The sequence below is a fragment of the Sulfuricurvum sp. genome, from assembly GCF_028710345.1.
Lineage (GTDB): Bacteria > Campylobacterota > Campylobacteria > Campylobacterales > Sulfurimonadaceae > Sulfuricurvum.
Genome location: NZ_JAQTUH010000006.1, coordinates 65,242 through 91,416, shown reverse-complemented (window position 1 = coordinate 91,416; position 26,175 = coordinate 65,242). Strand labels below are relative to the sequence as shown.

At 42.8% G+C, this 26,175-nt stretch carries 22 protein-coding genes; 17 read left to right on the top strand and 5 right to left on the bottom strand.

The genetic code is table 11. The features are described 5' to 3' along the window. Positions 1 to 95: 95 nt before the first annotated feature. Genes miaB through PHC76_RS09225 form a run of 6 tightly spaced genes read left to right on the top strand, consistent with a single transcriptional unit; the run spans position 96 to position 4,985 of the window. Positions 96 to 1,394, top strand: coding sequence for a tRNA (N6-isopentenyl adenosine(37)-C2)-methylthiotransferase MiaB (gene miaB, locus PHC76_RS09250; RefSeq protein WP_299969653.1), 1,299 nt, complete (start codon positions 96 to 98; stop codon positions 1,392 to 1,394). After that, complete coding sequence (locus tag PHC76_RS09245; RefSeq protein ID WP_299969656.1) at positions 1,387 to 2,010, top strand: lysophospholipid acyltransferase family protein; 624 nt, start codon at positions 1,387 to 1,389, stop codon at positions 2,008 to 2,010. Before miaB ends, PHC76_RS09245 begins: the two co-directional genes overlap by 8 nt. Further along, positions 2,007 to 2,852, top strand: a complete 846-nt coding sequence (locus PHC76_RS09240; RefSeq protein ID WP_366519960.1) for a tyrosine-type recombinase/integrase — start codon at positions 2,007 to 2,009, stop codon at positions 2,850 to 2,852. The genes PHC76_RS09245 and PHC76_RS09240 overlap by 4 nt, the downstream gene beginning before the upstream one ends. Continuing rightward, positions 2,852 to 3,895: a hypothetical protein gene (locus tag PHC76_RS09235; RefSeq protein WP_299969659.1), complete on the top strand. Its 1,044-nt coding sequence runs from the start codon at positions 2,852 to 2,854 to the stop codon at positions 3,893 to 3,895. Before PHC76_RS09240 ends, PHC76_RS09235 begins: the two co-directional genes overlap by 1 nt. Then, positions 3,892 to 4,419 carry a hypothetical protein gene (locus tag PHC76_RS09230; RefSeq protein ID WP_299969662.1) on the top strand — a complete coding sequence of 176 codons (528 nt, stop codon included), beginning with the start codon at positions 3,892 to 3,894 and terminating at the stop codon, positions 4,417 to 4,419. Before PHC76_RS09235 ends, PHC76_RS09230 begins: the two co-directional genes overlap by 4 nt. Then, the gene (locus tag PHC76_RS09225; protein WP_299969665.1) at positions 4,416 to 4,985 is read left to right on the top strand and encodes a hypothetical protein; all 570 of its coding nucleotides are present in this window, start codon (positions 4,416 to 4,418) and stop codon (positions 4,983 to 4,985) included. The genes PHC76_RS09230 and PHC76_RS09225 overlap by 4 nt, the downstream gene beginning before the upstream one ends. A gap of 5 nt (positions 4,986 to 4,990) precedes the next feature. Here PHC76_RS09225 and PHC76_RS09220 read toward each other — a convergent pair whose 3' ends face one another. Both PHC76_RS09220 and fliW read right to left on the bottom strand, forming a co-directional pair. Further along, complete coding sequence (locus PHC76_RS09220; protein WP_299969667.1) at positions 4,991 to 5,755, bottom strand: pyrroline-5-carboxylate reductase; 765 nt, start codon at positions 5,753 to 5,755, stop codon at positions 4,991 to 4,993. Positions 5,756 to 5,759: 4 nt separating this feature from the next. Continuing rightward, positions 5,760 to 6,137 (bottom strand): flagellar assembly protein FliW, encoded by a 378-nt coding sequence (gene fliW / locus PHC76_RS09215; protein ID WP_299969669.1) that lies wholly within the window; start codon positions 6,135 to 6,137, stop codon positions 5,760 to 5,762. Between the two features lie 118 nt (positions 6,138 to 6,255). Between fliW and bamD the strand changes: the two genes are divergently transcribed. Beyond that, positions 6,256 to 6,978 carry an outer membrane protein assembly factor BamD gene (gene bamD, locus PHC76_RS09210; RefSeq protein ID WP_299969671.1) on the top strand — a complete coding sequence of 241 codons (723 nt, stop codon included), beginning with the start codon at positions 6,256 to 6,258 and terminating at the stop codon, positions 6,976 to 6,978. Positions 6,979 to 7,015: 37 nt separating this feature from the next. Continuing rightward, entirely contained in the window at positions 7,016 to 9,439 is a 2,424-nt protein-coding gene (gene lon, locus PHC76_RS09205; RefSeq protein ID WP_299969673.1) for an endopeptidase La, read from the top strand. Here lon and tilS read toward each other — a convergent pair. Further along, the gene (gene tilS, locus PHC76_RS09200; RefSeq protein ID WP_299969676.1) at positions 9,393 to 10,409 is read right to left on the bottom strand and encodes a tRNA lysidine(34) synthetase TilS; all 1,017 of its coding nucleotides are present in this window, start codon (positions 10,407 to 10,409) and stop codon (positions 9,393 to 9,395) included. The two genes, lon and tilS, sit on opposite strands and share 47 nt — an antisense overlap. Then, positions 10,402 to 11,718 carry a 30S ribosomal protein S12 methylthiotransferase RimO gene (rimO, locus tag PHC76_RS09195; protein WP_299969678.1) on the bottom strand — a complete coding sequence of 439 codons (1,317 nt, stop codon included), beginning with the start codon at positions 11,716 to 11,718 and terminating at the stop codon, positions 10,402 to 10,404. Before rimO ends, tilS begins: the two co-directional genes overlap by 8 nt. Positions 11,719 to 11,785: 67 nt before the next feature. On the opposite strand from rimO, the gene PHC76_RS09190 reads away from it, so the two are divergent. The 8 genes from PHC76_RS09190 to recG all read left to right on the top strand — a co-directional run bounded on the left by PHC76_RS09190 (position 11,786) and on the right by recG (position 19,716). Then, entirely contained in the window at positions 11,786 to 12,355 is a 570-nt protein-coding gene (locus PHC76_RS09190) for a hypothetical protein (RefSeq protein ID WP_299969680.1), read from the top strand. Continuing rightward, a complete protein-coding gene (locus PHC76_RS09185) occupies positions 12,356 to 13,519 on the top strand; it encodes an aminoacetone oxidase family FAD-binding enzyme (RefSeq protein ID WP_299969683.1) in 1,164 nt (387 codons plus the stop codon). It begins immediately after the preceding gene. Positions 13,520 to 13,552: 33 nt separating this feature from the next. Continuing rightward, a complete protein-coding gene (gene kdsA, locus PHC76_RS09180; protein WP_299969686.1) occupies positions 13,553 to 14,347 on the top strand; it encodes a 3-deoxy-8-phosphooctulonate synthase in 795 nt (264 codons plus the stop codon). Between the two features lie 95 nt (positions 14,348 to 14,442). Beyond that, entirely contained in the window at positions 14,443 to 14,910 is a 468-nt protein-coding gene (ribH, locus tag PHC76_RS09175) for a 6,7-dimethyl-8-ribityllumazine synthase (RefSeq protein WP_299969689.1), read from the top strand. A gap of 88 nt (positions 14,911 to 14,998) precedes the next feature. After that, positions 14,999 to 15,397, top strand: coding sequence for a transcription antitermination factor NusB (nusB, locus tag PHC76_RS09170; RefSeq protein WP_299969692.1), 399 nt, complete (start codon positions 14,999 to 15,001; stop codon positions 15,395 to 15,397). Positions 15,398 to 15,403: 6 nt separating this feature from the next. After that, entirely contained in the window at positions 15,404 to 16,450 is a 1,047-nt protein-coding gene (locus PHC76_RS09165; RefSeq protein ID WP_299969695.1) for a dehypoxanthine futalosine cyclase, read from the top strand. Between the two features lie 143 nt (positions 16,451 to 16,593). Then, positions 16,594 to 17,835, top strand: coding sequence for a pitrilysin family protein (locus PHC76_RS09160; protein WP_299969698.1), 1,242 nt, complete (start codon positions 16,594 to 16,596; stop codon positions 17,833 to 17,835). Positions 17,836 to 17,904: 69 nt separating this feature from the next. Then, complete coding sequence (gene recG / locus PHC76_RS09155; protein ID WP_299969701.1) at positions 17,905 to 19,716, top strand: ATP-dependent DNA helicase RecG; 1,812 nt, start codon at positions 17,905 to 17,907, stop codon at positions 19,714 to 19,716. Positions 19,717 to 19,756: 40 nt separating this feature from the next. On the opposite strand, the gene raiA is transcribed toward recG, so the two are convergent. After that, positions 19,757 to 20,293 (bottom strand): ribosome-associated translation inhibitor RaiA, encoded by a 537-nt coding sequence (gene raiA, locus PHC76_RS09150; RefSeq protein ID WP_299969704.1) that lies wholly within the window; start codon positions 20,291 to 20,293, stop codon positions 19,757 to 19,759. Positions 20,294 to 20,580: 287 nt separating this feature from the next. Here raiA and PHC76_RS09145 point away from each other — a divergent pair, with 287 nt between their 5' ends. Beyond that, positions 20,581 to 26,166: an InlB B-repeat-containing protein gene (locus PHC76_RS09145; protein WP_299969707.1), complete on the top strand. Its 5,586-nt coding sequence runs from the start codon at positions 20,581 to 20,583 to the stop codon at positions 26,164 to 26,166. Positions 26,167 to 26,175: the final 9 nt, after the last annotated feature.

Sequence of the window (26,175 nt, the reverse complement as noted above, 5' to 3'; positions counted from 1 at the left end):
CGTAGGCGGGAATCCAGCTTTGAATTTTGGGGATGGATCCCCGGGTCAAGCCCGAGGATGACGGTAGTCGTCTTTTAAGGAATAAGGTAACTTAAATGTCCAAAAAACTTTTTATTGAGACGCTCGGATGCGCGATGAACAATCGTGATTCTGAGCATATGATTGCGGAGCTCAATGCACGCGAAGGATATGTCCTCACCGATGATGCGAGCGTAGCCGATTTGATTTTGATTAATACCTGTTCGGTACGTGAAAAGCCGGTTCATAAGCTTTTCTCCGAATTGGGTGTTTTTAATAAACTCAAAAAAGCGGATGCAAAAATCGGTGTATGCGGATGCACCGCCTCTCATCTCGGCAACGAAATCATTAAGAAAGCACCCTATGTCAATTTCGTTCTCGGGGCTCGTAATGTCTCTAAAATCGGTGAGATTATCCATAAAGATAAAGCGGTAGAGATTGAGATTAATTATGATGAGTCGCAGTTTGCCTTTAAAGATTTTCGCTCTAGCCCTTATAAAGCGTATATTAACATCTCCATCGGGTGTGATAAGCAGTGTACCTTTTGTATTGTCCCAAAAACACGTGGCGATGAGATATCGATTCCGACCGATTTGATTTTAACGGAAGTGCGTCGCGCGGTGGAAAGTGGTGCTCGTGAAGTTTTTTTACTCGGACAAAATGTTAATAATTACGGTCGCAGATTCTCAGGAGAACATGAGAAGGTAAACTTTACGGAGCTTTTACGTCGTGTGAGTGCGATAGAGGATCTGGAGCGTATCCGATTTACCTCTCCTCATCCGCTCCATATGGATGATGAGTTTCTCGAAGAGTTCGCCCGAAATCCAAAAATCTGTAAATCAATGCACATGCCACTCCAAAGTGGCTCTAATGCTATTTTAAAAGCGATGAAACGGGGATATACCAAAGAGTGGTTTTTAAACCGTGCGGCGAAGCTTCGCGAGATGGCACCGGATGTCAATATCAGTACCGATATTATCGTCGCTTTTCCCGGTGAGAGTGAAGAGGATTTTGCCGATACGATGGATGTCCTCAACAAGGTGCGTTTTGAGCAGGTATTTAGTTTTAAATACTCTCCTCGTCCAATGACCGAAGCAGAAAAAATGGAAGAGGTTGATTCGGAAGTAGGCTCAGAGAGATTGCATATTCTCCAGTCACGCCACGATGAGATTTTGGATGAGCTCAAAGAGGTTCGAATGGGACAGATAGTTGAAGTCTATTTCGAAGAGTTACGCAGTGATGGATATGTAGCAGGGCGTAGTGATAACAACATTATGGTAAAGGTTAAAGGGAGTGAAGAGTTGCTAGGGCAAATTGCTCGTGTGAAGATCGGGGAGGTTAATCGTACCGTCGCACACGGAGAGATCATTGCGTAAACGTTTTCTTAGGGCGTTTTCGCTGTGGAGTCTTCCTCTAATCGGTTCACTTCTCATCCGTTTAATTTACGCTACTTCTAAAAAACGGTTTCATCTCCCCTCTACTATTCCAAACGAGCCGGTTATTTTTGCCTCTTGGCATGGAAGTTTACTCATGCAACCTTATCTCTATTACCATTTTCGCTCTATTCCAAAAGCCAAAGTCATTATTAGTGAACATTTCGATGGGCAGATTATCGCCGGTGTCATTAAATTTTTTGGGTTAGAGAGTATTTACGGCTCCTCTACGCGTGGCGGTGCAAAGGTGCTGATTCAAGGATTAAAAGCTCTCGACGAGGGGTATGATATCGGGATTACCCCCGATGGACCCAAGGGGCCTCGATACAGCGTTAGTGACGGAGTTGTGGTGCTAGCCCAAAAACGTCAAACAAAAGTGATTGCAGTTCACTGTCAACCGAGTCGTTACTGGCAGCTCTCCAGTTGGGACAGGTTCGTAGTTCCAAAACCCTTTGGAACGTTAGATTTTTATGCCTCCGAGCCGATTGATCTTACGGGGTTGGAGATCGAAGAGGCAAAGAAAATTTTATACGATGCACTCATGGAGCATCCGTTGTGATTAAAGAAAAACTTCACCGTTTTAAAGAGGAGTTTTTAAAGCAGTGTGAAGGGATGCAGGGGTATTCGCTATTAAGTATTAGAAGTTACGCTCATGCATTGGAAGAGATGATTAATAAGGCTGAGACTGTTGAAGAAGATGGCGTGATTACGATTAATCTGATGCCGTTACGTCTAGAAATTGCCTCTTTAAAACCCAAAACAATTTCGGCAAAACTGAGTGCTATAAGAAGCTTTGTTAAATACTTGAAATCAGAAAAACATAATCTACTCTTGCGTGGTGATGAGAGTATTAAAGTTCCCAAATCGTTACCAAAACCTGTATCCCATCTCCATATAGTGCAAGTACTCTCCACGGCAGAGCCAATAGAAAAATTAGTGATTACATTGCTTTATACGATGGGGCTTCGTATTTCAGAACTTTCTCACTTAAAACGCTCCGATGTTAACGAGAGATGGTGCCGAGTTTTAGGAAAAGGTTCCAAGGAACGTGATATTCCCATCCTCCCTGAGGTGCATACAATGATGCAGGAATACCAGACCATTTTTCCTACAAAAGAGTATGTTTTTGAGGAGGGAGGAGAAAAATTAAGCGAAAATAGTCTAAGATATATCCTTACCAAGGCATTTGCACATCATGGACTGAAAGTGACCCCTCATCAGCTTAGACACGCGTACGCAACGGAGCTGTTAAATCATGGAGCACGAATTTCTGATGTGAGTGAATTGCTCGGTCACAAAAGTATGGCAACAACACAGATATACACAAAATTGGGAAATGCGCTCAAGATGGAAAATTATTTACAATCGCATCCATTGTGTAAAACATCGAAAGGGTCTTAGTGCTGGAACGACTATTTAAAAAAATATTTGTTGCCATTGTCTCTAAAGATAACGGGTATGATGTTTTATGTATGGTGACCAAAAATAAAAAAGTTCTGTTTAAAGAACAGCGCCATTTTGAGGGAACTTCCCCATCTAATGCCATGAATAAATATATCGAGGAGATGGTGGATGCCTCTCCCTATTTTTATATCAGTACTCTTAATCTTCTCCCCAATCAAGGTGCGTATGCCGGTTGTTCCAAGCTTGTACCGCTTCATCATGAAGATATTGTCGGTATCCAAATATTATGTCGCCAAAATGAGTGGACACAATACGCTTCTTACGATGAGCTTTATCAGCTTCGCCACCATTACTCAAGTGTAGGTCTCGATTTTGTATTTTCCCCTTTTTCGATGATTGAGCACTATTTTGCCGATAAAATTAAAACTACGTTGGCTCTTTATGCTTTTGGAATGGAAGATTTTTTTTGTGTTGCCATTTTTGATAACGGAAAATTAGAATACGGGCACTACTTTACTACTGCACACAGTAATCTTCTCAGCGTTTCAGGCGAATCAGACTCCTCGATGGAATTTTCTCACGCTATCCCTGATGAACATCTCGATGATAACTCGATTAATCTCGATGATATTGAAGATCTCGAAGATCTTGATCTCTTGGATGATTTGGATTCTTTGAGCGATATTGCCGATCTTGACTCGTTGGATGAGGTGAGTGAATTTAGCGAAGACGTTTTAACACCTGAAGAACTTCGGATTGAAAAAGAGCGTAATATTGACGCGATTAAAAGTAATCTTGATGCTTCAAGTGCAGAATATCAGCGTTTTGAATTTATACAAACACTGCTGCACCGTTTTTATCTCAGTGATGAGTGTCAAAATCGATTTATTGAAACAGTTTGTATTGCAGATGGGGATAATGGAGGAGATGAACTCAAACGTTATTTGGAAGAAGAGCTTTTTTTGAATGTGTTAATCCGTCGGGTTAATGTATGCGAGGGGATTAATGCCCTTGCAATTCTCGAAGAGGAGGGGCTGTGAAGTACAGTTTTATTACTCCGAGAAGTAAACATCTCATCAGTGGAGAGCTCCGTTTAGCACTCTTTTTCTTTATGGTCAGTATTGCAATGGTTCTCCTTGCCTATTTCTTTTTAGCCTATAAAGTAACCCGTTTTCAAGAGGAACATGACTCTTTCTCAAGTAATATGACACATTTAGAAGAATCAACCGGAGCATTGAGTAAAGAGATAAATACGATTGAATCCGAAGTAAAAATATCGGAAGAAATTTCTACCAATAACTCGGTAATTAAAGAGAGTATCCGAAATCTTTTTGATTTAGTCCCCGATACAATCACCCTTAATCGTGCCGAACTGGATGAAAAATCGTTGATTTTATACGGAGTTACCCCTAACAAGGATACGTATGAATTTATGCTTCATGCTCCGCTGAGATCGATATTTCATCGTACTTATACCAGTTTTTACCCAATAGCAAATGGATGGTATAACTTCGTATCAACAAATTATTTGGAAGATGAAAGTGCACTGGAGGTGGTAGAATGAAAAGTGCTATAAACCATCGTACTATTTATCTCATTTTACTTTCGTTTGTGTTGCTGGTAGGAGTGCTGGTTTTTTCTTTCTTTTTTTTGATTCCAAAGGGGAAAGAGTATAGAACTCTCCGTCTTGAAAATAAAAAAGAAGAGAAAATGTTGATTGCTTCGCGAGAACATTATGATAGCGTTCATGAAAAACTTCTAAAACTTCAAGAGAGTCATAAAAAGACCATTAAAGGGTTTAAATCATCTTTTGATCCTGTAAAATTTACCCGTCACTATAAAAAAGAGTTTCAAGACCTTTATGTGAGTGAAATAAATATGGCAGATCAAAATGGGTCATTTAAAATCTATGAAGTGAATGCAACGGCAAAGATATCTTCCCCTCAAACGTTTTATAATTTTTTAGATAAAGTAAATAAAAGCGATTGGATTATCGGTGTTGATTTCCCGATTCATTTTGAGAGAGAAGGCGATCTTATTAAATCCTCTTTTACGATGAAAGTACATCATTTGGAAGAAGTAAAGAGCGATGAAGATGAGGGAAAAGTAACCCCCAAAAAAGAGCATTAAACTCTTTATTTCATCCCTTTTGCTCGCTCATAAGCGCGTCGTATAGCTTCCATAAATCCATTACGGACGTTTGAATCTTCTAGTGCTCCATATCCAGCTGCTGTTGTCCCTCCTGGGCTCATGACACTATCTTTGAGGAGTGCAGGATGGGTAGTGGAGACAAGCTCTCCAAACCCTTTAAAGAGTCCCCGCATCAACACCATTGCATCATCTCGTTTGAGCCCTTCGCGTACTGCTCCATCACAGAGTGCTTCCGCAACGAGTGCTAGATACGCGGGACCACTTCCACTGAGTGCCGTAGCAATATCGAGCTCTTTTTCACTCTCAACCCATAAGGTCATCCCTATCGAAGAGAAGAGTTTTATCGCTTCATCACGTAGTGTTGCATCTCCGACAAGTGCTGTCATAGAGAGGGCATTTTGCGCTGCAAGATTGGGCATAGCACGACAATATTTAAATGAATCGATAGTCTTGAGTGATTCTAGAGAAGTTCCTGCAAGTACAGAATAAAGAACGTCTGGTTTTCCTACAAGTTTAGGGGCAATTTCAGAAAGATTGGCCGGCTTAACGCAGAGAATAACTGTTTTACCCTCTATGGTTGCGTTGGAGTAAAGAGTTTTTATAATAGGAGTTTTGAGAGTTGCTTCAAACTGCTCTAATTTTACTAAATCTCTCCCGATTACTTCAATAGCATAGGTGGCAGATAAACCTTTTGCGATAGAGAGAGCCATTTTACCATTGCCGATAAGGGTGATTGTTGGTTTACTCATGGGATTAATCTTTGAGATAATTTTTAATCGGTTCAGCAATACTAAAATCATTACGATTGTCAATAATAATTTGTGCCATTGTGCTGTTATCGGTATTAAAAATAAGAGGAGCTACAAAATTAATGGTTGAATTTTCGATAGGGGTCGTTAAGATAACGATATTGTAAACCAATAAATTGCTTTGGTCGTGTATCTCCATTAACGCTTGCAGTGATGAGGGAATATCAAATGCATATTCACGTAGGGCATAAGGGTTGATAAGGGTAAATGATGGCCCATCACCTACACTCTCTAAACGCATAAAAATATCGTCGATTTTTTGAAGCTCCATTGTAGATAAGGATTCAAATCCGAGTAGGGGTAACTTAAGATCAAATTGCATTATTGCCTCTGTGCTGGTGTAGTGATTAGGTTGATTTTAACACAAATACGCTCAAACAATGTAGTATTAATCTCTTTAGGGTAAAATTATCACTACTTTAATAGGAAATGGATTTTAGATGACGATAGTTCGAAGCGCATTATTAGCGATTACAGTGATACTCTTTATGAGTGGATGTGGTAAAGAAGTTGATGAATACAATAAACCGGCCGATTATTGGTATGAAAAAATGATTGCAGCAGTCTCTAGCGGTAATTTAGAGAAAGCGGATAGCTATTTTAGCTCTTTGCAAAGTGAACATGTGAGTTCTCCTCTTTTGGGTGAAGCAACGTTGATTATGGCGCAAGCGCATATGGCATACGATGAGTATTTGTTGGCTGAGCATTTTTTAGATGAGTATAATCGCCGTTATTCAACAACTGCAGGGCGAGAATATACCGAATTTTTGAAAGTAAAAGCAAAATTTTTAGCACTTCCGAATCAGGGACGAGATCAAGGGTTGATTGATGAAACGTTAAAAAGCGCTGCGGCATTTAAAACAAGTTATCCTCATTCAACCTATTTGCCAATGCTTAATACAATGGAGACGCAGTTGCAGTTAGGTAAAGGGATACTAAATGAACAAATCGCCCAATTGTATGATCGTTTGGGTAAGCCTAAGGGTGCTCAGTATTATCGTGCTATTGCACCGGTGACGTGGATCGATTCGGCGGATGTTGTCCCTGTAAATATTCCATGGTATCGAAAAATGTTTGAGGGTGATGGCACGAGTAGCTGGTACGAATTTATGATTCCTCAAACTCGTAGTGTTATCTCGATGGACGATAATAAGAGTAAATAGATCACGTTTATAATTTATCATCAAGGATTTTTTTATCATGCAACTTAGTAATTATGCTTCATTCCCTACTACCTTACCGGTAATCGCTGAGGATGATCTGTTTTTATACCCGTTTATGATTTCACCACTCTTTTTAAGTGATGAAAAAAATATTGCAGCTGCTGCCGAAGCGATTGAGAATAATTCATTGGTTATTGTATGTCCGGTAAAGCCTGAGCATGAAGGTTTACGTGAACTCGATTCGGTTTATGATGCAGGGGTAATCGGCTCTATTATGCGTAAAGTGGTTCTCCCTGATGGTCGTATTAAAGTCCTTTTCCAAGGATTGGCACGTGGTCATGTTGAGAAAATGGTCCATGATAATCCACTCCGTGCGCAGGTCGATATTATAGAATCGACAGAAGCAAACCCGTTAAAGATGGATGCAATTTTAGAAATATTGCGTGAAAAAGTGCGTGCATTGTCACAAGTGAGTAACTATTTCCCTCCCGATTTACTCCGCACTATCGAAGACAATAATGAGTATAACCGAATCGTCGATTTGATTTGCAGTACAATCAAAATGAAACGGGAAAATGCTTATAAACTCTTTATCGAGCGAGATCCCGAAAAACGGTTTTTGATGTTGATCGATGAGTTAATCGAAGAGACTGAAGCGAACAAGCTCCAAAAAGAGATTCGATCCAAAGTGCACACCCGTATCGAAAAAGTGAATAAAGAGTATTTTCTCAAAGAGCAGCTCAAACAGATACAAAAAGAGTTGGGAACCGACACCCACCGAGAAGAAGAAATCGAAGAGTTCCGTAAAAAACTCGAAGCCAAAAAAGATAAAATGCACCCCGATGCGTATAAAGAGACCAATAAGCAATTAGAGCGATTTGCTCGTATGCATCCCGATAGCGGTGATGCAGGAATGTTGCAAACTTACCTCGAATACGTTTTAGAGATTCCGTTTGGGGAAGAGTCTAAAAAAGCACTCAATGTACACGATGTCGAAACACAGCTCAATAAAGATCACTTTTCACTTAAAAAACCAAAACAGCGTATTTTGGAGTATTTTTCGGTTCGTGAATTACTCGAACTTCGCGGTCATGCGGATAAAGAGGGGCGTGGTGCGATTCTTTGTTTCGCGGGTCCTCCGGGTGTGGGTAAAACTTCGTTGGCAAACTCTATCGCTACCGCGCTCAAACGTCCACTGGTTCGTATTGCACTGGGGGGACTTGAGGATGTGAATGAACTTCGCGGTCATCGACGCACCTACGTGGGTGCAATGCCCGGACGTATTGTGCAAGGGGTGATTGAGGCGAAAAAGATGAATCCGATTATCGTCCTCGATGAGATCGATAAAGTGGCGAAATCGCATCGGGGTGATCCAACCGCCGTGTTGTTAGAGATTCTCGATCCCGAACAAAATACCCATTTTAGAGATTATTATCTCAACTTTAATCTCGATCTCTCCAAAGCGATTTTTATCGCAACGGCGAATGATGTAGGACAAATTCCGGGACCATTGCGTGATCGTATGGAGTTCATCTCGGTCAGCTCGTATACACCGCAAGAGAAATATGAGATTGCCAAGCAGTATCTCATCCCGCAAGAGCTTAAAAAACATGGGTTAAAACCAAGTGAGCTCTCGATTTCGAAAACGGCATTGTATGATGTAATCGAAAAACATACCCGTGAAGCGGGGGTGCGTAACCTCCGCCGTCGTGTCGCCGATATCGTCCGTAAAACGGCTAAAAAGATTCTCGAAGATCCCTCCACTCAAAAAGTGAGCGTGACACTGAAAAATCTCAAAGAGTTTTTAGAAAAAACGGTATTTGAGATCGAAAAAACCGATCATATTGATCGTGTAGGTGTGGTTAATGGACTGGCGTGGACGGCAGTCGGGGGAGATGTCCTCAAAATCGAAGCGATCCGTATCAACGGAAAAGGGGTGTTACAGCTCACCGGTAGTTTGGGCGATGTGATGAAAGAATCGGCTCGTATTGCCCTCTCAGTGGTTAAAACATTGATTGATACCGGTAAACTCACTATTGATCACTCTATTATCCCTCTCAGTGTCACCGAACGTGAAACCGAGGTGGTGGTAGAAGCGAGTGAGGTGTATAAACGTTTCGATCTCCATCTCCATGTACCAGATGGTGCTACCCCAAAAGATGGTCCGAGTGCGGGGATTGCGATGTCTACCGTTATCGCTTCAATCCTCTCCAATAAAAAAGTGCGTGCTGATATCGCGATGACGGGAGAGGTATCATTGACCGGAAATGTCCTTCCTATCGGCGGACTTAAAGAGAAACTGATTGCCGCGCACCGTGCAGGGATGAAATTGGGGTTGATTCCTCAAAAAAACTATGAGCGTGATTTGGTTGATATTCCCGATGAGGTAAAAAATGTCCTCGAAATTCGTGGAGTCAGTCGGATAGAGGAAGTGTTAGAGACCCTTTTAATCGACGTATAATGGCGTACGCTTTGGGGGAACCGTAGAGGAATCCCCGAAGTTTTGGCTCGATACGGAGACGGCGGCACTCTTCCCGAAACCCTTTATCCATGATGACATCGCGATGGTAAGGGGCGATAAAAGTATAGGCTTCATCGATAATAACAAAATATTGACGAGAGATAATCGCCGATTTCTCTTTTTTCAACTCCTCTTTTTCATGCGAACTCATCAAAATCCCTATCGATTTTAATACTCTATCAATAGCGTAGATGGTTGAGCGGAGATTATCGCTGTTATTGCCCCAAAAAAATCCTTCACACTCTTCAAAATGTATCTCATCGATCAACAAATCACTATCCTCTTCGAGGTAGGCGAAACTGCGTCGAATTGCATCGGCATGCTCATGCATAAGAGGGGTGCTAAAGCGGTGGCGAAAGCGGTTACGGGTGTATCGCTCATCGTAGTTACTCTCATCGATAAAGGCATTGACGTTGTGTTGCTCTAAATACCCTTCTATCTCTTCGCGGGAGTGTTGGAGGAGGGGGCGGAGGATGGTAATCTCTCCTCGATGATCGAGTGAGCGGATACCGAGCATCTCTGGAAGCCCTGCACCTCGTGTGAGTTGCATAAACATCCACTCCACACGGTCATTGAGTTGATGGGCAGTGAGGAGGTAGGTATAGTGGTATTTACCCATAAGATACTCAAAAAAGCGATAACGCTCTTCGCGGGCATGGTGTTCGAAATTGGTTCCGCTCAAGCGGCAAGAGTGGTTATAGCAATGGAGATTGTGTCTTTGGGCGAGGTTTTGTGCACTGAGTGCTTCCTCGTCACTACTGGGGCGTGTATGGTAGTTGACGTGAGCAATATCAAAAGCAATCTTGTTTTCGAGTAAAAGGTGAAAAAGGGTGGTCGAATCAACACCTCCTGAAAACGCGAGGAGGATTCTCCCCTCTCGTAAGCGTTCAAGATGGAGAAGATTACGCATTACCTGTGATAGTCGCCAGAGGGCGAGTTCCTGAGAGCTCAGTGATACGGGCACGGTAGATTTTACCAAACGTTAGTTCTTCCTCTATTTCACGGTCATTGACATAGATTTCACCGTCCACATCGGGTGCCCAATTCAGTGTACGTGCGCTGAGGAGAAACTCATGTTCGTCACTTTCACCGTCGATGACGAGAGAAATTTCTGTTCCTACGAGTTGTGCGAGACTCTCTACTTCGATTTTCGTAGCGATTTTCCCCAATTTTTTGGCACGGGCATTGATGATTTTCGATGGGATTTTATCCTCCATCTCGTGCGCACTTGTCCCCTCTTCATCGGAGTAGCCAAAAACATTGAGGCGATCAAATCCGAAACTCTCCGCAAACTCCGCCATCTCTTCGAACATGGCATCGCTCTCTTGCGGATGACCGACGATGAAGCTGGTGCGGATAAACGCATTTGGTAACGCTTTCATCGCATTGAGGAGTTCTAACGTTTTCGCTTTTCCGAATCCGCGCTTCATGATACGGAGCATATCGTCGTTGATGTGTTGAATCGGCATATCGAAATAGTTGTGGAAAACGCTCGAATCCCCGATGGTTTTAATCAATTTTAACGTCGTGGTTGAGGGATAGAGATAGAGGATACGGGCACTTTTTACCCCCTCGATTAGCTCAACTCGTTTGATGAGGTGGATAAGTCCATCAGAGATATTTTGATCGCGCAGATAGGAGCTGGAGTCTTGGGAGACGAAACTAAAATCATAAAACCCTTTGGTAACGAGACTTTCCACTTCACGGGCAATACTCTCCAAATCGCGTGAGTGGAGTTTCCCTTTGAACGAGGGGATGGCGCAGAAGCTGCACACTTGGTTGCACCCTTCTGAGAGTTTGACATAGGCGTGATAGGATGAACCTGTTACAACCCGCTCGGCACCGTCGATGAGGTAAACTTCAGGGGTAAAACGGCTCTGTTTCGCTGCCAAAAGCTCATCGATTTTATCGTAATCGCCGACACCGGTAAAAATATCGACCTCTTTGAGTTCACGGGAAAGCTCCTCTTTGTATCGCTCTGAGAGGCATCCCGCCATAACGAGAACCGACTCGCTCTTGCGCCCCGCATCGAGGTTAAAGATGGTATTGAGCGACTCTTGTTTCGCCGCATCGATAAACCCGCAGGTATTGACAATGATAACATCGGCTTCACCGCTCTCATCAGTCATTTCGAAATCTTTGAGTCGTCCGAGCATCACTTCGGTATCAACGAGATTTTTAGTACAGCCTAAAGAGACGATGTGGAGTTTTTTGGACATTTTAAACCTTGAGGGAATGTTAATTAAATGTAATTATATCCAAGAGAGATTTTGATACACTTTCAACATGAAATATATAATCGTCCTTTTATCTTTAATCCCTTTAGCCTATATGAGCCTCTTCTTCCTCTATGGAACAGGAATCGAATGGTTTGATGCACTGGTTGTGTGGTTGGAAAAACTCTTCTCTTTCCATTTTCCCATCGTAAATAGTAAACTCTATTATCTCTCGAAAATTTCAGGGTTGAGTGCGTTATGGCTCCTCATCTTCGCTTTTTGGGTACAGCCTCTTCGTACCTACATCCGTTTTGATTTGGTGGAGTTTAAAAAACTCCTCGGCGGTTTTGCGATTGGGTATGGGGTGTTGCATCTAGTGTTGTTTATCGCTGCTCACAACTATTCTTTGGCACATATAGGGGAGTTGTTTCTCAATCACCTCTTTTTGGCGGTCGGATTTGGGGCTTTAGTGGTGCTCATCATCACCCCCAATGTCAAGGCATGGAATAAAATCATCTACATCGGGGTCGTTTTGGTCATTATCCATCTGCTTTTGGGATACCGCACGTTAGAGATGAACCATATTATCGCGATTTCATTACTCAGCCTAGGGTTAGCCCTTCGATTAATAAAGCGTTAAATGAAACACTACGATGTCATTATCCTAGGAGCGGGGGCAAGCGGGCTGATGTGTGCGGCGCAGTTGCGTCAAAACAGCTCTCTTAGCGTTGCACTTATCGAGGGGAACACTCGCCCCGCATTAAAGCTCAAAGCCAGTGGTGGAGGAAAATGCAACCTTACCAACGTAGAGGTCGATGAGAGTCACTATCTCGGGGATGAAACGCTCATCAAATCAGCCCTTTCAAATTTTACTCAACGTGAGCTTCTGGATTATTTTCGCTCCGGCGGATTGCGTCCGGTAATCCGAAAAGAGCGGTACTATTTTTGTCCCAAAAGCTCCGATGAAATCATCTCCATTTTGATGGGAAAAGCAGACGGATGCGATTTGCTTTTGGGTCATAAAATCCTCTCCCTAGAGGGGCAAAACCCTTTTATACTCACCACCGATAAAGGGAGATTCCAAGCCTCTCGTGTCGTAGTAGCCACAGGGGGAGCAAGTTACAAAGAGTTAGGCTCGAGCGACATCGGGTTGAGAATCGCTCAAAGTTATGGGATACAAACGGTTCCGTTTTCTCCCGCCTTGGTGGGACTCACACTGCAACCCAAAGAGTTCTGGATGAAAGAGCTCAGCGGAATCAGTTGCAGAGCACGTATCCATGTGGCTGGGAAAACGCTCGATGAAGATTTGCTGTTTGCTCACAAAGGGATTAGTGGTCTCGTCGTCCTCTCTGCATCGCTTTATTGGCATAGAGGGGAGATAGTGATTGATTTTGTCCCCGATTTTGATGTGAGTAGACTTAAAAATGAAAAAAAAGCTATCTCAACGGCAATCCCTCTGCCCAAGCGGTTCATGAAAGCGTTTTTGGATGCGATAGGGTTGGAGGATAAAGGGTGCAACCGATTAAACCCGCAAGAGTTTGAAAAATTGCTCACGATTCGTAACTACGCGATGGCACCTTCGGGGACGTTTGGTCTCTCTAAAGCCGAAGCGTGTCGTGGCGGGGTAGCGTGTGGCGAGATTAACCCCTCTACGATGGAGTGCACCAAAATCGATGGGCTCTATTTTATCGGCGAGACGGTGGACGTGACGGGGGAGCTTGGGGGATACAACTTTCAGTGGGCGTTTAGTTCGGCGGTTGTGTGTGCTAAGGCGATAGGCTCAATGTCCTTTAAACGAAAATGAGTACAATATGAAGATTAACTTATAGGAGAAAAGATGATCCTACTTGCCGGACCGTGTGTCATCGAGAGCGAAGAGTCGATTTTTAAAATTGCTAAAAGCTTAGAACGTTACCAAAATGACCCACGATTTGATTTTTATTTTAAATCGAGCTTTGATAAAGCTAACCGTACCTCACTCGATAGCTATCGCGGGCCTGGTCTAGAAGAGGGTCTTCGCATTTTGCAAAAAGTGAAAGACGATTTCGGCTATAAAATCGTTACCGATGTCCACGAGAGCTATCAAGTTCCCATCGCGGCAGAGGTAATCGATATGATTCAAATCCCCGCTTTTTTATGCCGTCAAACCGATTTACTCGTAGCGGCTGCTAAAACCGATAAAATCGTCAACATCAAAAAAGGGCAATTTATGACCCCGGCCGATATGCGCTTTTCGGTAGGAAAGGTACTCAAAACACGCGGATGCGATGAGGTCACATACGAAGCGTCACAAAAACACGGCGTGTTACTCTGTGAGCGTGGCTCCTCATTCGGATACGGAAATCTTGTCGTTGATATGCGCTCACTCGTCATTATGCGCGAATATGCTCCTGTTATTTTCGATGCGACTCACTCGGTGCAGATGCCGGGTAATGGTACAGGTAAAACGGGAGGGGATAGCTCGATGGTTCCTCACCTCGCACGCGCCGCCGCCGCTGTTGGAGTGGATGGATTTTTCTTTGAAACCCACTTTGATCCGATTTGTGCTTTGAGTGACGGACCAAATATGCTAAAATTAGAACAACTGGAAGAACTTAGCGAAAAATTATTGCAGTTGGATGCGATCAAATAAGTCGTCATCCCGTACTTGATACGGGATCTGCATTACATAGTTAGAGATTCCGTGTCGTGGCACGGAATGACGAAATTTTAAACAAAAGGAATTTTATGAAGTTAATAGAAGGACAGCTCCGTGTTCGCACGGATAAAAGAGTAGCAATCGTCAGTACACGTTGGAACCATTTTATTGTTGATCGTCTGGTTGAAGGGGCGAAAGATGCCTATGCACGTCATGGTGGTAACGCGGATGAATTGACTCATGTTTTGGCACCGGGTGCGTTTGAACTTCCGATGGTAATCGATCAGCTTCTCGGCAGTGGAAAATTTGATGCTGTTTGTGCATTAGGTGCAGTTATCCGTGGTTCAACGCCTCATTTTGATTACGTCTCTGCCGAAGCGACCAAAGGGATCGCTACCATGAGTTTAAAACATAAAAAACCGGTTTCATTCGGTCTTTTGACGACCGATACCATCGAGCAAGCGATTGAGCGTGCTGGAACCAAAGCAGGGAACAAAGGGTTTGAAGCGATGACCGTTGTTATTGAAATGCTTGACCTTTATGAGGAAATCGGATGATGTGGGCTTACTGCCGAAGTAAACATAGTGTTAACGTAGCTAATAGTGGCTTTGCCGCTATAGCGTATAAAATTGTAGGAGGCGCATAATGGCAACACGTCACCAAGCCCGTATGGCGGTAGTAAGTTTATTGTACGCATATGATTTGGGAAACCAAAGTATCGCCGATTTTAGCGATGAAATTATGGAAGAGAAAAAAATTCGTAACAAACAGCGTGATTTTGCGATGGATCTTTTTCGCGGTGTAGTAGAGCATCTCATAAAAATCGATGAAGCGATTGTGAAACATCTCAAAGATTGGGATTTCGACCGTTTAGGCTCTATCGAGCGTGCGACACTCCGTTTGGGTGCATATGAAATTATGTTCGGTGAACTCGATTCTGCCGTAATCATCAACGAAGCGATTGAAGTGACCAAAGCGTTTGGAAGCGAACAATCACCGAAGTTTATCAACGGTGTCCTCGACGCGATATCCAAAGAGAAGTAACAGTTTATGCGCCTTACCAAAGAACAAGCATTAGAGCTTATCCGACACGGTGATTTAATAGAACTTGGACGGATGGCAACAGCTCGTAAAAAGGAGCTTCACCCTGATGGTATTACGACGTTTGTCGTCGATCGAAATATCAACTATACTAATGTCTGCTGGGTCGATTGTAAATTTTGTGCGTTCTATCGCCACGGCAAAGATGACGATTCGTATGTTCTCACTTTTGAAGAGATTGACCAAAAAATCGATGAGCTTTTAGAAATCGGCGGAACACAGATTTTATTCCAAGGTGGCGTCCACCCGAAGCTCAAAATCGAATGGTATGAGGATTTAGTAGAACATATCCACACCAAATACCCCACCATCACGATTCACGGCTTCTCCTCCATCGAACTTGACTACATCGCCAAAGTCTCCCATATCACAATCGCTGAGTGCTTGAGCCGTCTTCATGCCAAAGGGCTTGCTTCGATACCGGGTGCGGGTGCTGAGATTCTGAGCGACCGTGTACGAGACATCATCGCTCCGAAAAAAATGGATTCACTCGATTGGATAAACGTCCACCGCGAAGCGCACAAGCTGGGTATCATGTCTACCGCGACTATGATGTACGGTACTGTCGAGACCGATGAGGAGATTATCGAACATTGGAACCTCATTCGCGACCTCCAAGACGAGACACACGGATTTCGCGCCTTTATCATGTGGTCGTTCCAAGGACAAAATACCAAACTCATGGAAGAGCATCCTGAGATAGAGAAACAATCCTCTAACCGCTATTTGAGACTCCTCGCCGTTGCGCGACTCTTTTTGGATAATTTTCAAAATATCCAAAGCTCATGGGTAACCCAAGGACCTTATATCGGTCAAATGGCACTCATGTACGGTGCAAATGATTTGGGTTCTACAATGATGGAAGAGAATGTTGTCCGAAGTGCAGGTGCAGGGTTTCGAATGGCAAAAGAGGAGATGATTCGTCTCATCCGTGACATCGGCGAAACACCCGCTATACGCAATACCGCGTATGAAACTCTTGAGAAATTTGCATGATATTTTTTAGAAATTTTTTTTGGATGGCTTTTTGTGCAGGATGTGAGGATGAACGGAAGTCGTCATTCCCGCGAAGGCGGGAATCCAGCTTGAATTTAAAAATTATAATATCAGCAACAATTTTATTACTAGGACACTCTCTTATGGCAAGCACATTGGAACACATCGACATAAAAGGGGTAAAAATACCTTTTATTTTTGAGCAGGATAAACGGCTGCCTATCGTCTCAATGCAGGTGATTTTTACCGGAAGCGGTAGCATCGATGAGGGTAAAAATATCGGTCTTGCACGCCTTAGTGCCAAAATGATGAACGAGGGGACACTCAAACGTGGATCAGTAGGGTTTGCCGATGCACTCGATGCGCGTGCGATTCAGTTGAGTACCAATGCCGGAAATGAAACCCTTGTGATGGAACTCGGAACACTTCGTGATGAATTTGATACGGGACTTTCACTTATGGATGAGTTACTTCGCTCTCCAAATCTTACTAAAGAGTCACTCAATAAAGTAAAAACCCGCACGATGAGTGATATAGCCCGTAAAGAGGCGGATTTCGATACCGTAGCTTCCGATGAGCTCAAAGCGATTTTATTCGAAGCAACCCCTATGGCAACCCCGAATATCGGAACCAAAGAGTCGATTGAAAAAATCAAACTTTCCGATGTAGAGTCGTTTTTAAAATCAAAAATGGTTCTCTCAAACGCCTTGATTATTATGGGAGGAGATATCACTATCGAGGATGCTAAGAAAAAAGCAACCACCCTTATCTCTTCACTGGAAGTGGGAAAACTCTCCGCACCTCGTCATTATGAGGTACGAAAATCGCCAAAAGAGTCGATTCTAAAGCGACCTCAAACCGAACAAACCTATCTCTATTTCGGCGCGCCGTTTGCGATGAATGAAGGGGATAGCGAATTTTACAAAGCCCGTGTAGCGATGTTTATTTTAGGCTCTAGCGGATTTGGTAGCCGTCTGATGGAAGAGATACGTGTCAAACGGGGACTTGCCTATTCTGCCTATTCACGTTTGAGCGTGGCTAAAACCAACACCTATTTTAGCGGCTATCTCCAAACCAAACTCGAATCAGGGGATGAAGCAAAAAAAAGCGTTATTGAAGTTATCGATACCTTTGTAAAATCGGGGGTAACACAGAGCGAACTCGATCAAGCACGTAAATTTCTCCTAGGTTCCGAACCGCTCCGTGTTGAAACCCTCTCTCAGCGATTAGGACGAACATTTAGCGAGTATTATCAGGGCAAAGAGCTAGGAAGTTCACTCCAAGAGCTAGAGATGATACGTGGATTGAGTTTGGAGGAGTTGAACGATTTTATCAAACGCCATAACGAGATTACGCAACTTAGTTATGCAATAGTAACAAAATAGTTGTCATTCCCGCGAAGGCGGGAATCCAACTGGATCCCCGGGTCAAGCCCGAGGATGACGGGAAAAAACATGATAAGTATTTTATCTACTGAAGACGCCGACAAATTCCGTCGTCTAAACGTCGGGAGCATTTTAGAACTCTCTCTTATTGCCCCATCCTCGTTTGAAGACCGCCGTTTGAGCACACAGCTCACCCCTAATTCCTCATGCGTCATCGATGCAACAGTCGAGAATATCGTTCGAACCCCTAAAACCCTCAAAATCACCTTTTTTGCCCACAATCTCGAATCTCTGATAGATGGAGTCATCTTTAATCCCAAACCCTATATGATTCACCAATTTCCGAAAAATGAGAGAGCTTTTTTTAGTGGAAAAGCAGTGCTAGAGCAGGGGAGATGGACGATGGTTCACCCCATAAAAATCAGTGCGATAGGCTCTCTCGTCCCTATCTACAAAACCCCGTTGCGTGCCGATGTTATGCGCCGTCTTATCGAAAAATATATTAGCATTGACAACCTCGTTACTGATGGACTTCCCGAACCAATAGCCAAAGAGCTTTACGGTGTCCATTTCCCCGATTTCCCACAGCCTCTGAGTGAGGAGCAAATCCACGCGCTGAAATTTGCCGAGCTCTATGATTACATGCGCCGTCTCCGCCTCAAACGCCGTTATCACCCCACCCTCTACAAAGCCTCAGGCGATGCGAAGAGTTGGAGTAAAACACTCCCCTTTACCCTCACCCGTGATCAGCAAAACGCCATTCACGATATTGCCCACGATTTACGTGGAGAGAATGCCGCCCGTCGTATGATAGTAGGTGATGTCGGTTCAGGCAAAACGATGGTGATACTCGCCTCTGTGGTTCTGATGTACCCTTATCGCTCTATCCTCATGGCACCGACGACAATACTTGCCGCACAGCTTTTTGAAGAGGCGCAAAAGTACCTCCCCCATCTAAAAATTGCCCTTATCACCAATGCGACCAAAAAAGGGTCATTAGAGGCGTTTGATTTTATTATCGGAACCCACGCCCTTCTCTACCGTGAACTCCCCGAAGCGGCTTTAGTGATGGTGGATGAACAACACCGCTTCGGCACTGCCCAGCGTCATGCACTCAGTCGTCTTAGTGAAAACAACTCTCCACCGCACTTTCTCCAATTCTCAGCCACCCCCATCCCCCGCACACAGGCGATGATAGACTCCGCCCACATCGACGTGAGTTTGATACAGCAAACCCCGTTTACGAAAAACATCACTACCCGTATTATCCATAAACCCGATTTTTCCACTTTATTAGAGCATATCCGTTCCGAAGTCTCACAAGAGCACCAAGTGTTGATCGTCTATCCTTTGGTGGAGCAAAGCGAAAATATCAATTACCAAAGCATCGACGAAGCGCGCGGATTTTGGGAGGGCAAATTTAGTAACGTCTACGTTACCCACGGTAAAGATAAAGAGAAAGAAGAGGTGTTGAGGGAGTTTCGAGACAAAGGGACGATATTACTCGCAACCACCGTTGTCGAAGTGGGGATTTCACTTCCGCGCCTCACCACCGTGATTATCGTCGGAGCTGAGCGTTTGGGGCTCTCCACCCTCCATCAGCTACGCGGTCGGGTGAGCCGTACAGGTTTACAGGGGTACTGCTATCTCTATACCAACACGAGCGGAAAAAATGAACGCTTAGAAGCCTTTAGCACCTGTATGAGTGGTTTTGACATTGCGGCACTGGATCTCAAATTCCGCTCCAGCGGTGATTTGTTAGAGGGGAGTATCCAAAGCGGGAAAAAATTACGGTGGGTTGATATCGGTGAAGATGAGGAGATAGTGAGGGAAGTTAAAGAGTATTTAGGTACCGTTCGCCCTGAGCCAGTCGAACGGTAAACGTTCATGGTTCGACAAGCTCACCACGAACGTAAAAGACTCAATACATCCCAAACCGTCCATCAGACCTTTTGTAGAGAACTCTCATTTTTCCATCATTGTCATAAAACACTTCAAAAACTTTATTACTCTCTTTTAATTTTTCGAGAACTTCCGCCACCTCTTGCGGTTTAAAGAGAATCGGTTCTGCCGGAACAATCTCATCCTCCATCGCTTCACTCATAGCGTGTAAATCGACAGAATGAGAAGCGGCAAGCTTAGCCTCATTAATCCCTTCGTTTTTATGATCGCTCAAACGCTCATGGAGACGGCGAAGTGCTTTTTGGGCACGATCGATGGCGATATCGATAGCGGCGTAGAGGTCATCATCACGTTGGGAGATAACGATAGTGTTTTTTCCCGCAACATTGATCGTAAACTCGATGCTTACCCCTTTTTTACGTTCATTCATACTGGCGATGGCACTGACACTGATAATGTCGAGATGAAATTTGCTTAGTGTATCGATAGAGTGGATCAAATGTTCTTTGATCGCATCGCTAAGCTCGATGTGGCGTCCGACGAGAGAGATATTCATGGGTTACACCTTATGGTAAATTTTTGATCGATTTTGATTATAGCATAGAAAAAAGAAACAAAAAGAAGCACTAAGTTAAAAATAAAATATATAATAACATATTTTAATGCTTTATTAATATTATTAGGAATACACTTAGGAAGATGGCGTTTTCTCTATAGTTTACGAGAATAAGAAATTTATAAATTCGGTTTTTTGCCGATCTTACACTATTAATATTAGGTCTGTGTGTACTTTACCACCGAGCCCTAATAGTGTGTGCCTCAAAAATCCCCAAGGAGGATAAAATGAAAACTGAAATTTTCCCTGTCATTGCGAGCGAAGCGTGGCAATCAAAACTCCCCCCATCCAGTGACACAACACGAAATCCACTGATTGATTTTATTTTACGTGCTCTGATGGTCATCGCTCTATTGATGGCATTTTCATCAGAGAGCATGGCGGCAACCTACAAGGTTACTTACAATAAAAATAGTGCTACAAGTGGAACTGTTCCGACCGATACGACTAACTATGCTAGTGGTGCAACCGTAACGGTTAAAGATAATACAGGTTCATTGGTTAGAACGAACTATATCTTCGCAGGTTGGAATACTAATTCAAGTGGAACAGGGACGACGTATGCGGCAGGTGATACATTTTCAATGCCTGCTGCTAATACTACGCTGTATGCAAAATGGACACCTGTCTACAAGGTTACTTACAATAAAAATAGTGCTACAAGTGGAACTGTTCCGACCGATACGACTAACTATGCTAGTGGTGCAACCGTAACGGTTAAAGATAATACAGGTTCATTGGTTAGAACGAACTATATCTTCGCAGGTTGGAATACTAATTCAAGTGGAACAGGGACGACGTATGCGGCAGGTGATACATTTTCAATGCCTGCTGCTAATACTACGCTGTATGCAAAATGGACACCTGTCTACAAGGTTACTTATAACAGTAATAGTGCTACAAGCGGAACTGTTCCGACCGATGCGAGTAGTCCATACTTATCTGGTACAGATGTAACCGTTTTGGATAATACAGGTTCGTTGGTTAGAACGAACTATATCTTCGCAGGTTGGAATACTAATTCAAGTGGAACAGGGACGACGTATACGGCAGGGCAAACGTTTCCAATTACTGCTAATACTACGCTGTATGCAAAATGGATTCGTGTATATTCTGTTACTTATAATAGTAATAATGGTTATGGAACTATAACGGATTCGAATAGCCCATATACATCCGGTTCAAGTGTAACCGTTATGAGTGATAGTGGATTCACGAGAACCAACTATGTGTTTACAAACTGGAATACAGCAGCAGATGGTTCGGGCACTTCATATGCAGTTGGTGATACATTTAACATCGCTACTAATATAACACTGTATGCACAATGGACATCTAAACAAAACCCTCCAGGTATCACTGTACAAAATCAAACAGCAACGGTAGGAATAGCATTTAGTATAGATTTAGACGACTTTGTCACACTTACAGATGGTGATCCTATCACCGCTATAACTCTAATTGGAACATTACCGGATGGTTTGACTTACAACACCGCAACACATGTTATTAGTGGTACGCCGACAAATGCAGCTGTAGGAATCAGTACGATGAGCGTAACAGCTACGGATAAGGATGGTACTTCTGCTCTGCCAAATGGATTTTTGATCACAGTGACTCAACCCTCTCCTCCAACAGGGAGTGTTCCTGATCAATATTTGAGTTTAAATGCTAGTATGACGGCACTCGATTTAGACAATTACTTTACATCAAATAGTGGTGCAATTACTTTCCCTAGCGCTATATCGGGGCTTCCCACTGGATTATCTTATAGTAGTAGTACCCATCAAATCACTGGTACACCAACAACGACTGGAACTTGGTCTATCACGATTACGGTAAGTAATAATAAAGGTTCTATTTCAGATACATTTACAATCACTGTTTGGAACTCTAGTGCTAATTTGAGAGATTTTACCCTCCAACGCCAAGATAATATTTATGGGGATATGCAAATCATCGGTAACTCTATCATGCTTGATAGCAGTACTGCTGATGGTTGTGCAGATTTTACGACACCCAATAATGATATTAGCGCAATATTCGCGGATAAAGATTATGATAAAACGACATTTAATTCAACTTCGGCTAATTTGAAGCTTCCCAAAGGGGTAGATAGTACGAGAATCCAATACGCCTACCTCTATTGGCAAGGACGCACACATAATAAAAATACTGTACCATTAGGTCGAACAATGAAATTAAAAACCTATGGGGACGCGGGGTATACAACCGTTGAATCTAATGCATCAAAGTTTAACTGGAACGGTTCTGGAGATTATCAAGGAACTGCGGATGTTACGGATCAAATCAAACGCAGTATCGACCAAGTACCTTTAGCAACCATTAATTCAAGCGGATACGATCAGCCGGTATGGGGTGCTGATGTATATTCAACAATAACAAGTGGTAACAATGATTTTGGTGCATGGTCATTGGTGGTTGTTTATAAAGAAAATACAAATATTAACACGACGGCAAAATTCAGAAGTATTACATTGTTTGACGGATATTTAGAGGTATTTAGTAGTGATAATTCATTTTCTTTGAATGGATTTTTAACCCCTAAAACAGGGTTGGTCGATGCGAAATTCTTGATGTTCGGGGGAGAAGGAGATATTAGTTATTCTGATGGTCTTACGCTGACAAATTCGGCTGGTACAGAAATATCATTACCTAATGCTCCGGCAACTCCATCAGGGACGACGAGTGTGTGGGGTTCTAGTGAAGACATTAATGGTGTTAACGTTGGTAATCGATACCCAAGTTGTCAAAATACGATCGGGATTGATATGCGTACCTTTAGCATAGGAACATCTAGTACTACTTCGATTATCGGAAACGATCAAACGAGTACAACGATTACACTAAAAGGTACTGGAAATGATCAATATTTTCCTGGTGTATTTGCATTTTCTACCGAACTTTATATGCCTCAACTCTGTTACGATTACTCACTCAAACAAGATGGTCGATTTTTAAATCTTGACCGTTCCAATCCGTTACCTCACATTACCCAAGGGATTAGTAGTTCTCCGCTTGAATTAACTGTCTATTTGAAAAATAAAGAGGCAGATATAATTGCTCAGGATATCTCGATGAAAGCCGATCTCAATGCATCGCGTTTCGATTATACAATGAGCGACAAGATGTATGTTTCAAACATAAACGGTTCAGCATTTATCGACCGAGGTGTACCTGCAGACAACTCTCCGGAAAACTGTACCTATCAGACTGCATCGGGAAATACATTAAGCAGTCAGGGGTGTGTAGCCTATTTGGATAATAACCTTTTAACAACAGATGATGATCAACGTCGTGTCCGAAAAGGGATCGGCTCTTTAGGAAGTGAACAGTATATATACAATCAGTTCACTCTGATGCCAAAAGCTATTGGAGGAGCAATCGGGGATATCAATGAATCGTTAGGGTTAACGATAGATTATCAGATTACTGCGGGTGGGGTAACGATGCCTTATACCGATTATGTATTGGGAAGCGCAACTGTACCGATTTGTACTCAAGTCTCTTCGTATACACCGACATGGGGACTATTTAATGTCGTCCAAAATGGATTAAAAACCAACAACCTCACGACCCAGATTTCTCGTAAACCGTTTGATGTGGATGTTATTTATGATTCGACTATTGCTACGGGTGATAATGCTGCTCCGACTGTTAATGTAAACACAACAGTACAAGTAGAGATGATCGACGTGGATGCTTTCGCGGATGTGAATGCATCGTGTGCGAATCCGGGTGCAAGCGTATCGGAACCGGTATATGTTCCAATAGCGTTTACCCCTGCAAAGTATCAAACAAAAGTTGCTTCACAGGATAGTTCGTATTATAACTTTGCACTCAAAAACGGGGCGTATCGTGTTTGGTACTTTACTGATAGTAATGGTACTTTGCGCACATGGAATGCTGCTGGGTTATCCAATGCCAATAAATCGATAACGGGGATTAGCGGATTGTTTAACAGTGCGAGTCATGGTGAGTGTAATACTTCATGTATAGGTCATGATACAACTGCTGGATATGAAGGTGCATGTTTTGAGTGTATGAAACAAAACTATGCTAAGCCACTCTGTTCACGTGACAATTTTTCAGTACGTCCTGAAGCGTTTGATATCCGTATTAAAGATTACAATACGGCGGGTACGGTTACGACCGATTTAACTCATGATGTCTACAAATACGCACCGGATACTACGCCTACAACCCGGATGAATTTAGCGGCAGGGTATGATTATAAATACGATATTAATGCCACAGGGTATGAGAATAATACGAGCGGGTTGATAGGTGTTCCTCGATATACACGAGAGTTTAAAGGTGCAAATACCGATTATAATGCGACGATGCTTTGGGATTCAGCTCTAACGACTACGACATGTAACGATATTGCAGCGCGTAATCTAACATTTTATATCGCTAACGGCTCATTAAGTAATCAAGCAAATCATCAAGATCAAGTGGGTGATTATCTCCTTAATATGATTGATAAAAGTTGGACGGCGGTAGACCAAGTGAATCATACAAATGCCAATGGATTCTTAGCTGGAACAGATTGCCGATTAAATGTTAATGACACTGTCAAAGATGGTAGTGGACAATACGGATGTGAAATATCAACAGCACATACTAATACTCCATTACTCTATAAAGACCAAAGTTTGACGTTTAAACCGGCTAAATTTGATCTCAATACCACCACGTATGGATTGGGGATGAATTTTTCACCTTTGGTTGCGAACAAAGGATTCGTTTATATGAGTGATCTCAATAAATCAAGTGATATGAATATGTCGGTACGCGCTAAAGGTCAAATCAAAGCATTGGGAGACAATAATGCTACACTGAGTAACTTTGTTTCGGGATGTTTTGCACGCGATATCAATGTCTCTGTATCAACGGATGCAAATCTTACTTATGCTACCCCATTTAATGCTCGCATGATTACGACTAATTTGGCTGAGACAAATACCGTAGCTGATACCAACAAAACCAATATGAATGTTTGGAACGGGGCTATAACACAAAGCAGTTTTCTTAAGGATGGTAATGGATCACTAATGAATACACTACGGTTCAATTTTGATAGAAATCAGACTACAACACAGAATCCACAAACTGTCCATTATACCGATATTAATGTTTCATGTTTGAATGCAAGTGATTGTAATCAAAGTTCAATGCGTAACTCTATTGTAGCGAATACGGCGGCAGGAACTGCGGCAATGGATTTTAATGTTACCCACGTCTATGGAAGAGTTGCTCCAATAGATGTTCATGTAATCGGAGGATTGGTCGCATTTGATGCAATTGCCCATTATGAAGTATATAATACCGCTACGCTTTTAGACACGCCATTAGCTGCGGATACATCAGCAACTGGTGCATCATGGTTTATTAATGCGCTACATTCTGAGGCAAAAGATGGAAATGCATCGGTAACCGTTGTAGTACCAGCAGGGGCGTCATCATTACCGACAGCTGCATCTTATTATGATAATAATGGTACTGAACACTATAAATTTGGTATTTTTACAATTCGACAAGGGTATACGGCGCATATCGATACCGAATCATGGTTATGGAACGGTACTTTTGCAAAAACATACTCTGATCCTGATGTAAATAATAATGTAGATTGTTTGACCCACCCATGTTTTAATATTTCTTATGGTCGGATTATCGGTAATACCGGAAGTGCAAAAACCGAATCGGAAGCTCAAAAACAAAATAAAAATACCAAGTCAGGTACAGGATGGCAAAGTAGTAGTGAATATGCGCCATCAACACGATGAATAAAGGAG

Excerpts from the sequence above, each read along its gene's own strand:
- raiA (WP_299969704.1), bottom strand. The coding sequence starts at position 20,293 with ATGAATATCTCTCTCGTCGGACGCCACATCGAGCTTAGCGATGCGATC.
- PHC76_RS09145 (WP_299969707.1), top strand. The coding sequence starts at position 20,581 with ATGAAAACTGAAATTTTCCCTGTCATTGCGAGCGAAGCGTGGCAATCA.
- tilS (WP_299969676.1), bottom strand. The coding sequence starts at position 10,409 with ATGCGTAATCTTCTCCATCTTGAACGCTTACGAGAGGGGAGAATCCTC.
- fliW (WP_299969669.1), bottom strand. The coding sequence starts at position 6,137 with ATGCAATTTGATCTTAAGTTACCCCTACTCGGATTTGAATCCTTATCT.
- kdsA (WP_299969686.1), top strand. The coding sequence starts at position 13,553 with ATGATCCTACTTGCCGGACCGTGTGTCATCGAGAGCGAAGAGTCGATT.
- PHC76_RS09165 (WP_299969695.1), top strand. The coding sequence starts at position 15,404 with ATGCGCCTTACCAAAGAACAAGCATTAGAGCTTATCCGACACGGTGAT.
- rimO (WP_299969678.1), bottom strand. The coding sequence starts at position 11,718 with ATGTCCAAAAAACTCCACATCGTCTCTTTAGGCTGTACTAAAAATCTC.
- PHC76_RS09160 (WP_299969698.1), top strand. The coding sequence starts at position 16,594 with ATGGCAAGCACATTGGAACACATCGACATAAAAGGGGTAAAAATACCT.
- nusB (WP_299969692.1), top strand. The coding sequence starts at position 14,999 with ATGGCAACACGTCACCAAGCCCGTATGGCGGTAGTAAGTTTATTGTAC.
- recG (WP_299969701.1), top strand. The coding sequence starts at position 17,905 with ATGATAAGTATTTTATCTACTGAAGACGCCGACAAATTCCGTCGTCTA.
- PHC76_RS09185 (WP_299969683.1), top strand. The coding sequence starts at position 12,356 with ATGAAACACTACGATGTCATTATCCTAGGAGCGGGGGCAAGCGGGCTG.
- PHC76_RS09225 (WP_299969665.1), top strand. The coding sequence starts at position 4,416 with ATGAAAAGTGCTATAAACCATCGTACTATTTATCTCATTTTACTTTCG.
- bamD (WP_299969671.1), top strand. The coding sequence starts at position 6,256 with ATGACGATAGTTCGAAGCGCATTATTAGCGATTACAGTGATACTCTTT.
- miaB (WP_299969653.1), top strand. The coding sequence starts at position 96 with ATGTCCAAAAAACTTTTTATTGAGACGCTCGGATGCGCGATGAACAAT.
- ribH (WP_299969689.1), top strand. The coding sequence starts at position 14,443 with ATGAAGTTAATAGAAGGACAGCTCCGTGTTCGCACGGATAAAAGAGTA.
- lon (WP_299969673.1), top strand. The coding sequence starts at position 7,016 with ATGCAACTTAGTAATTATGCTTCATTCCCTACTACCTTACCGGTAATC.
- PHC76_RS09220 (WP_299969667.1), bottom strand. The coding sequence starts at position 5,755 with ATGAGTAAACCAACAATCACCCTTATCGGCAATGGTAAAATGGCTCTC.
- PHC76_RS09190 (WP_299969680.1), top strand. The coding sequence starts at position 11,786 with ATGAAATATATAATCGTCCTTTTATCTTTAATCCCTTTAGCCTATATG.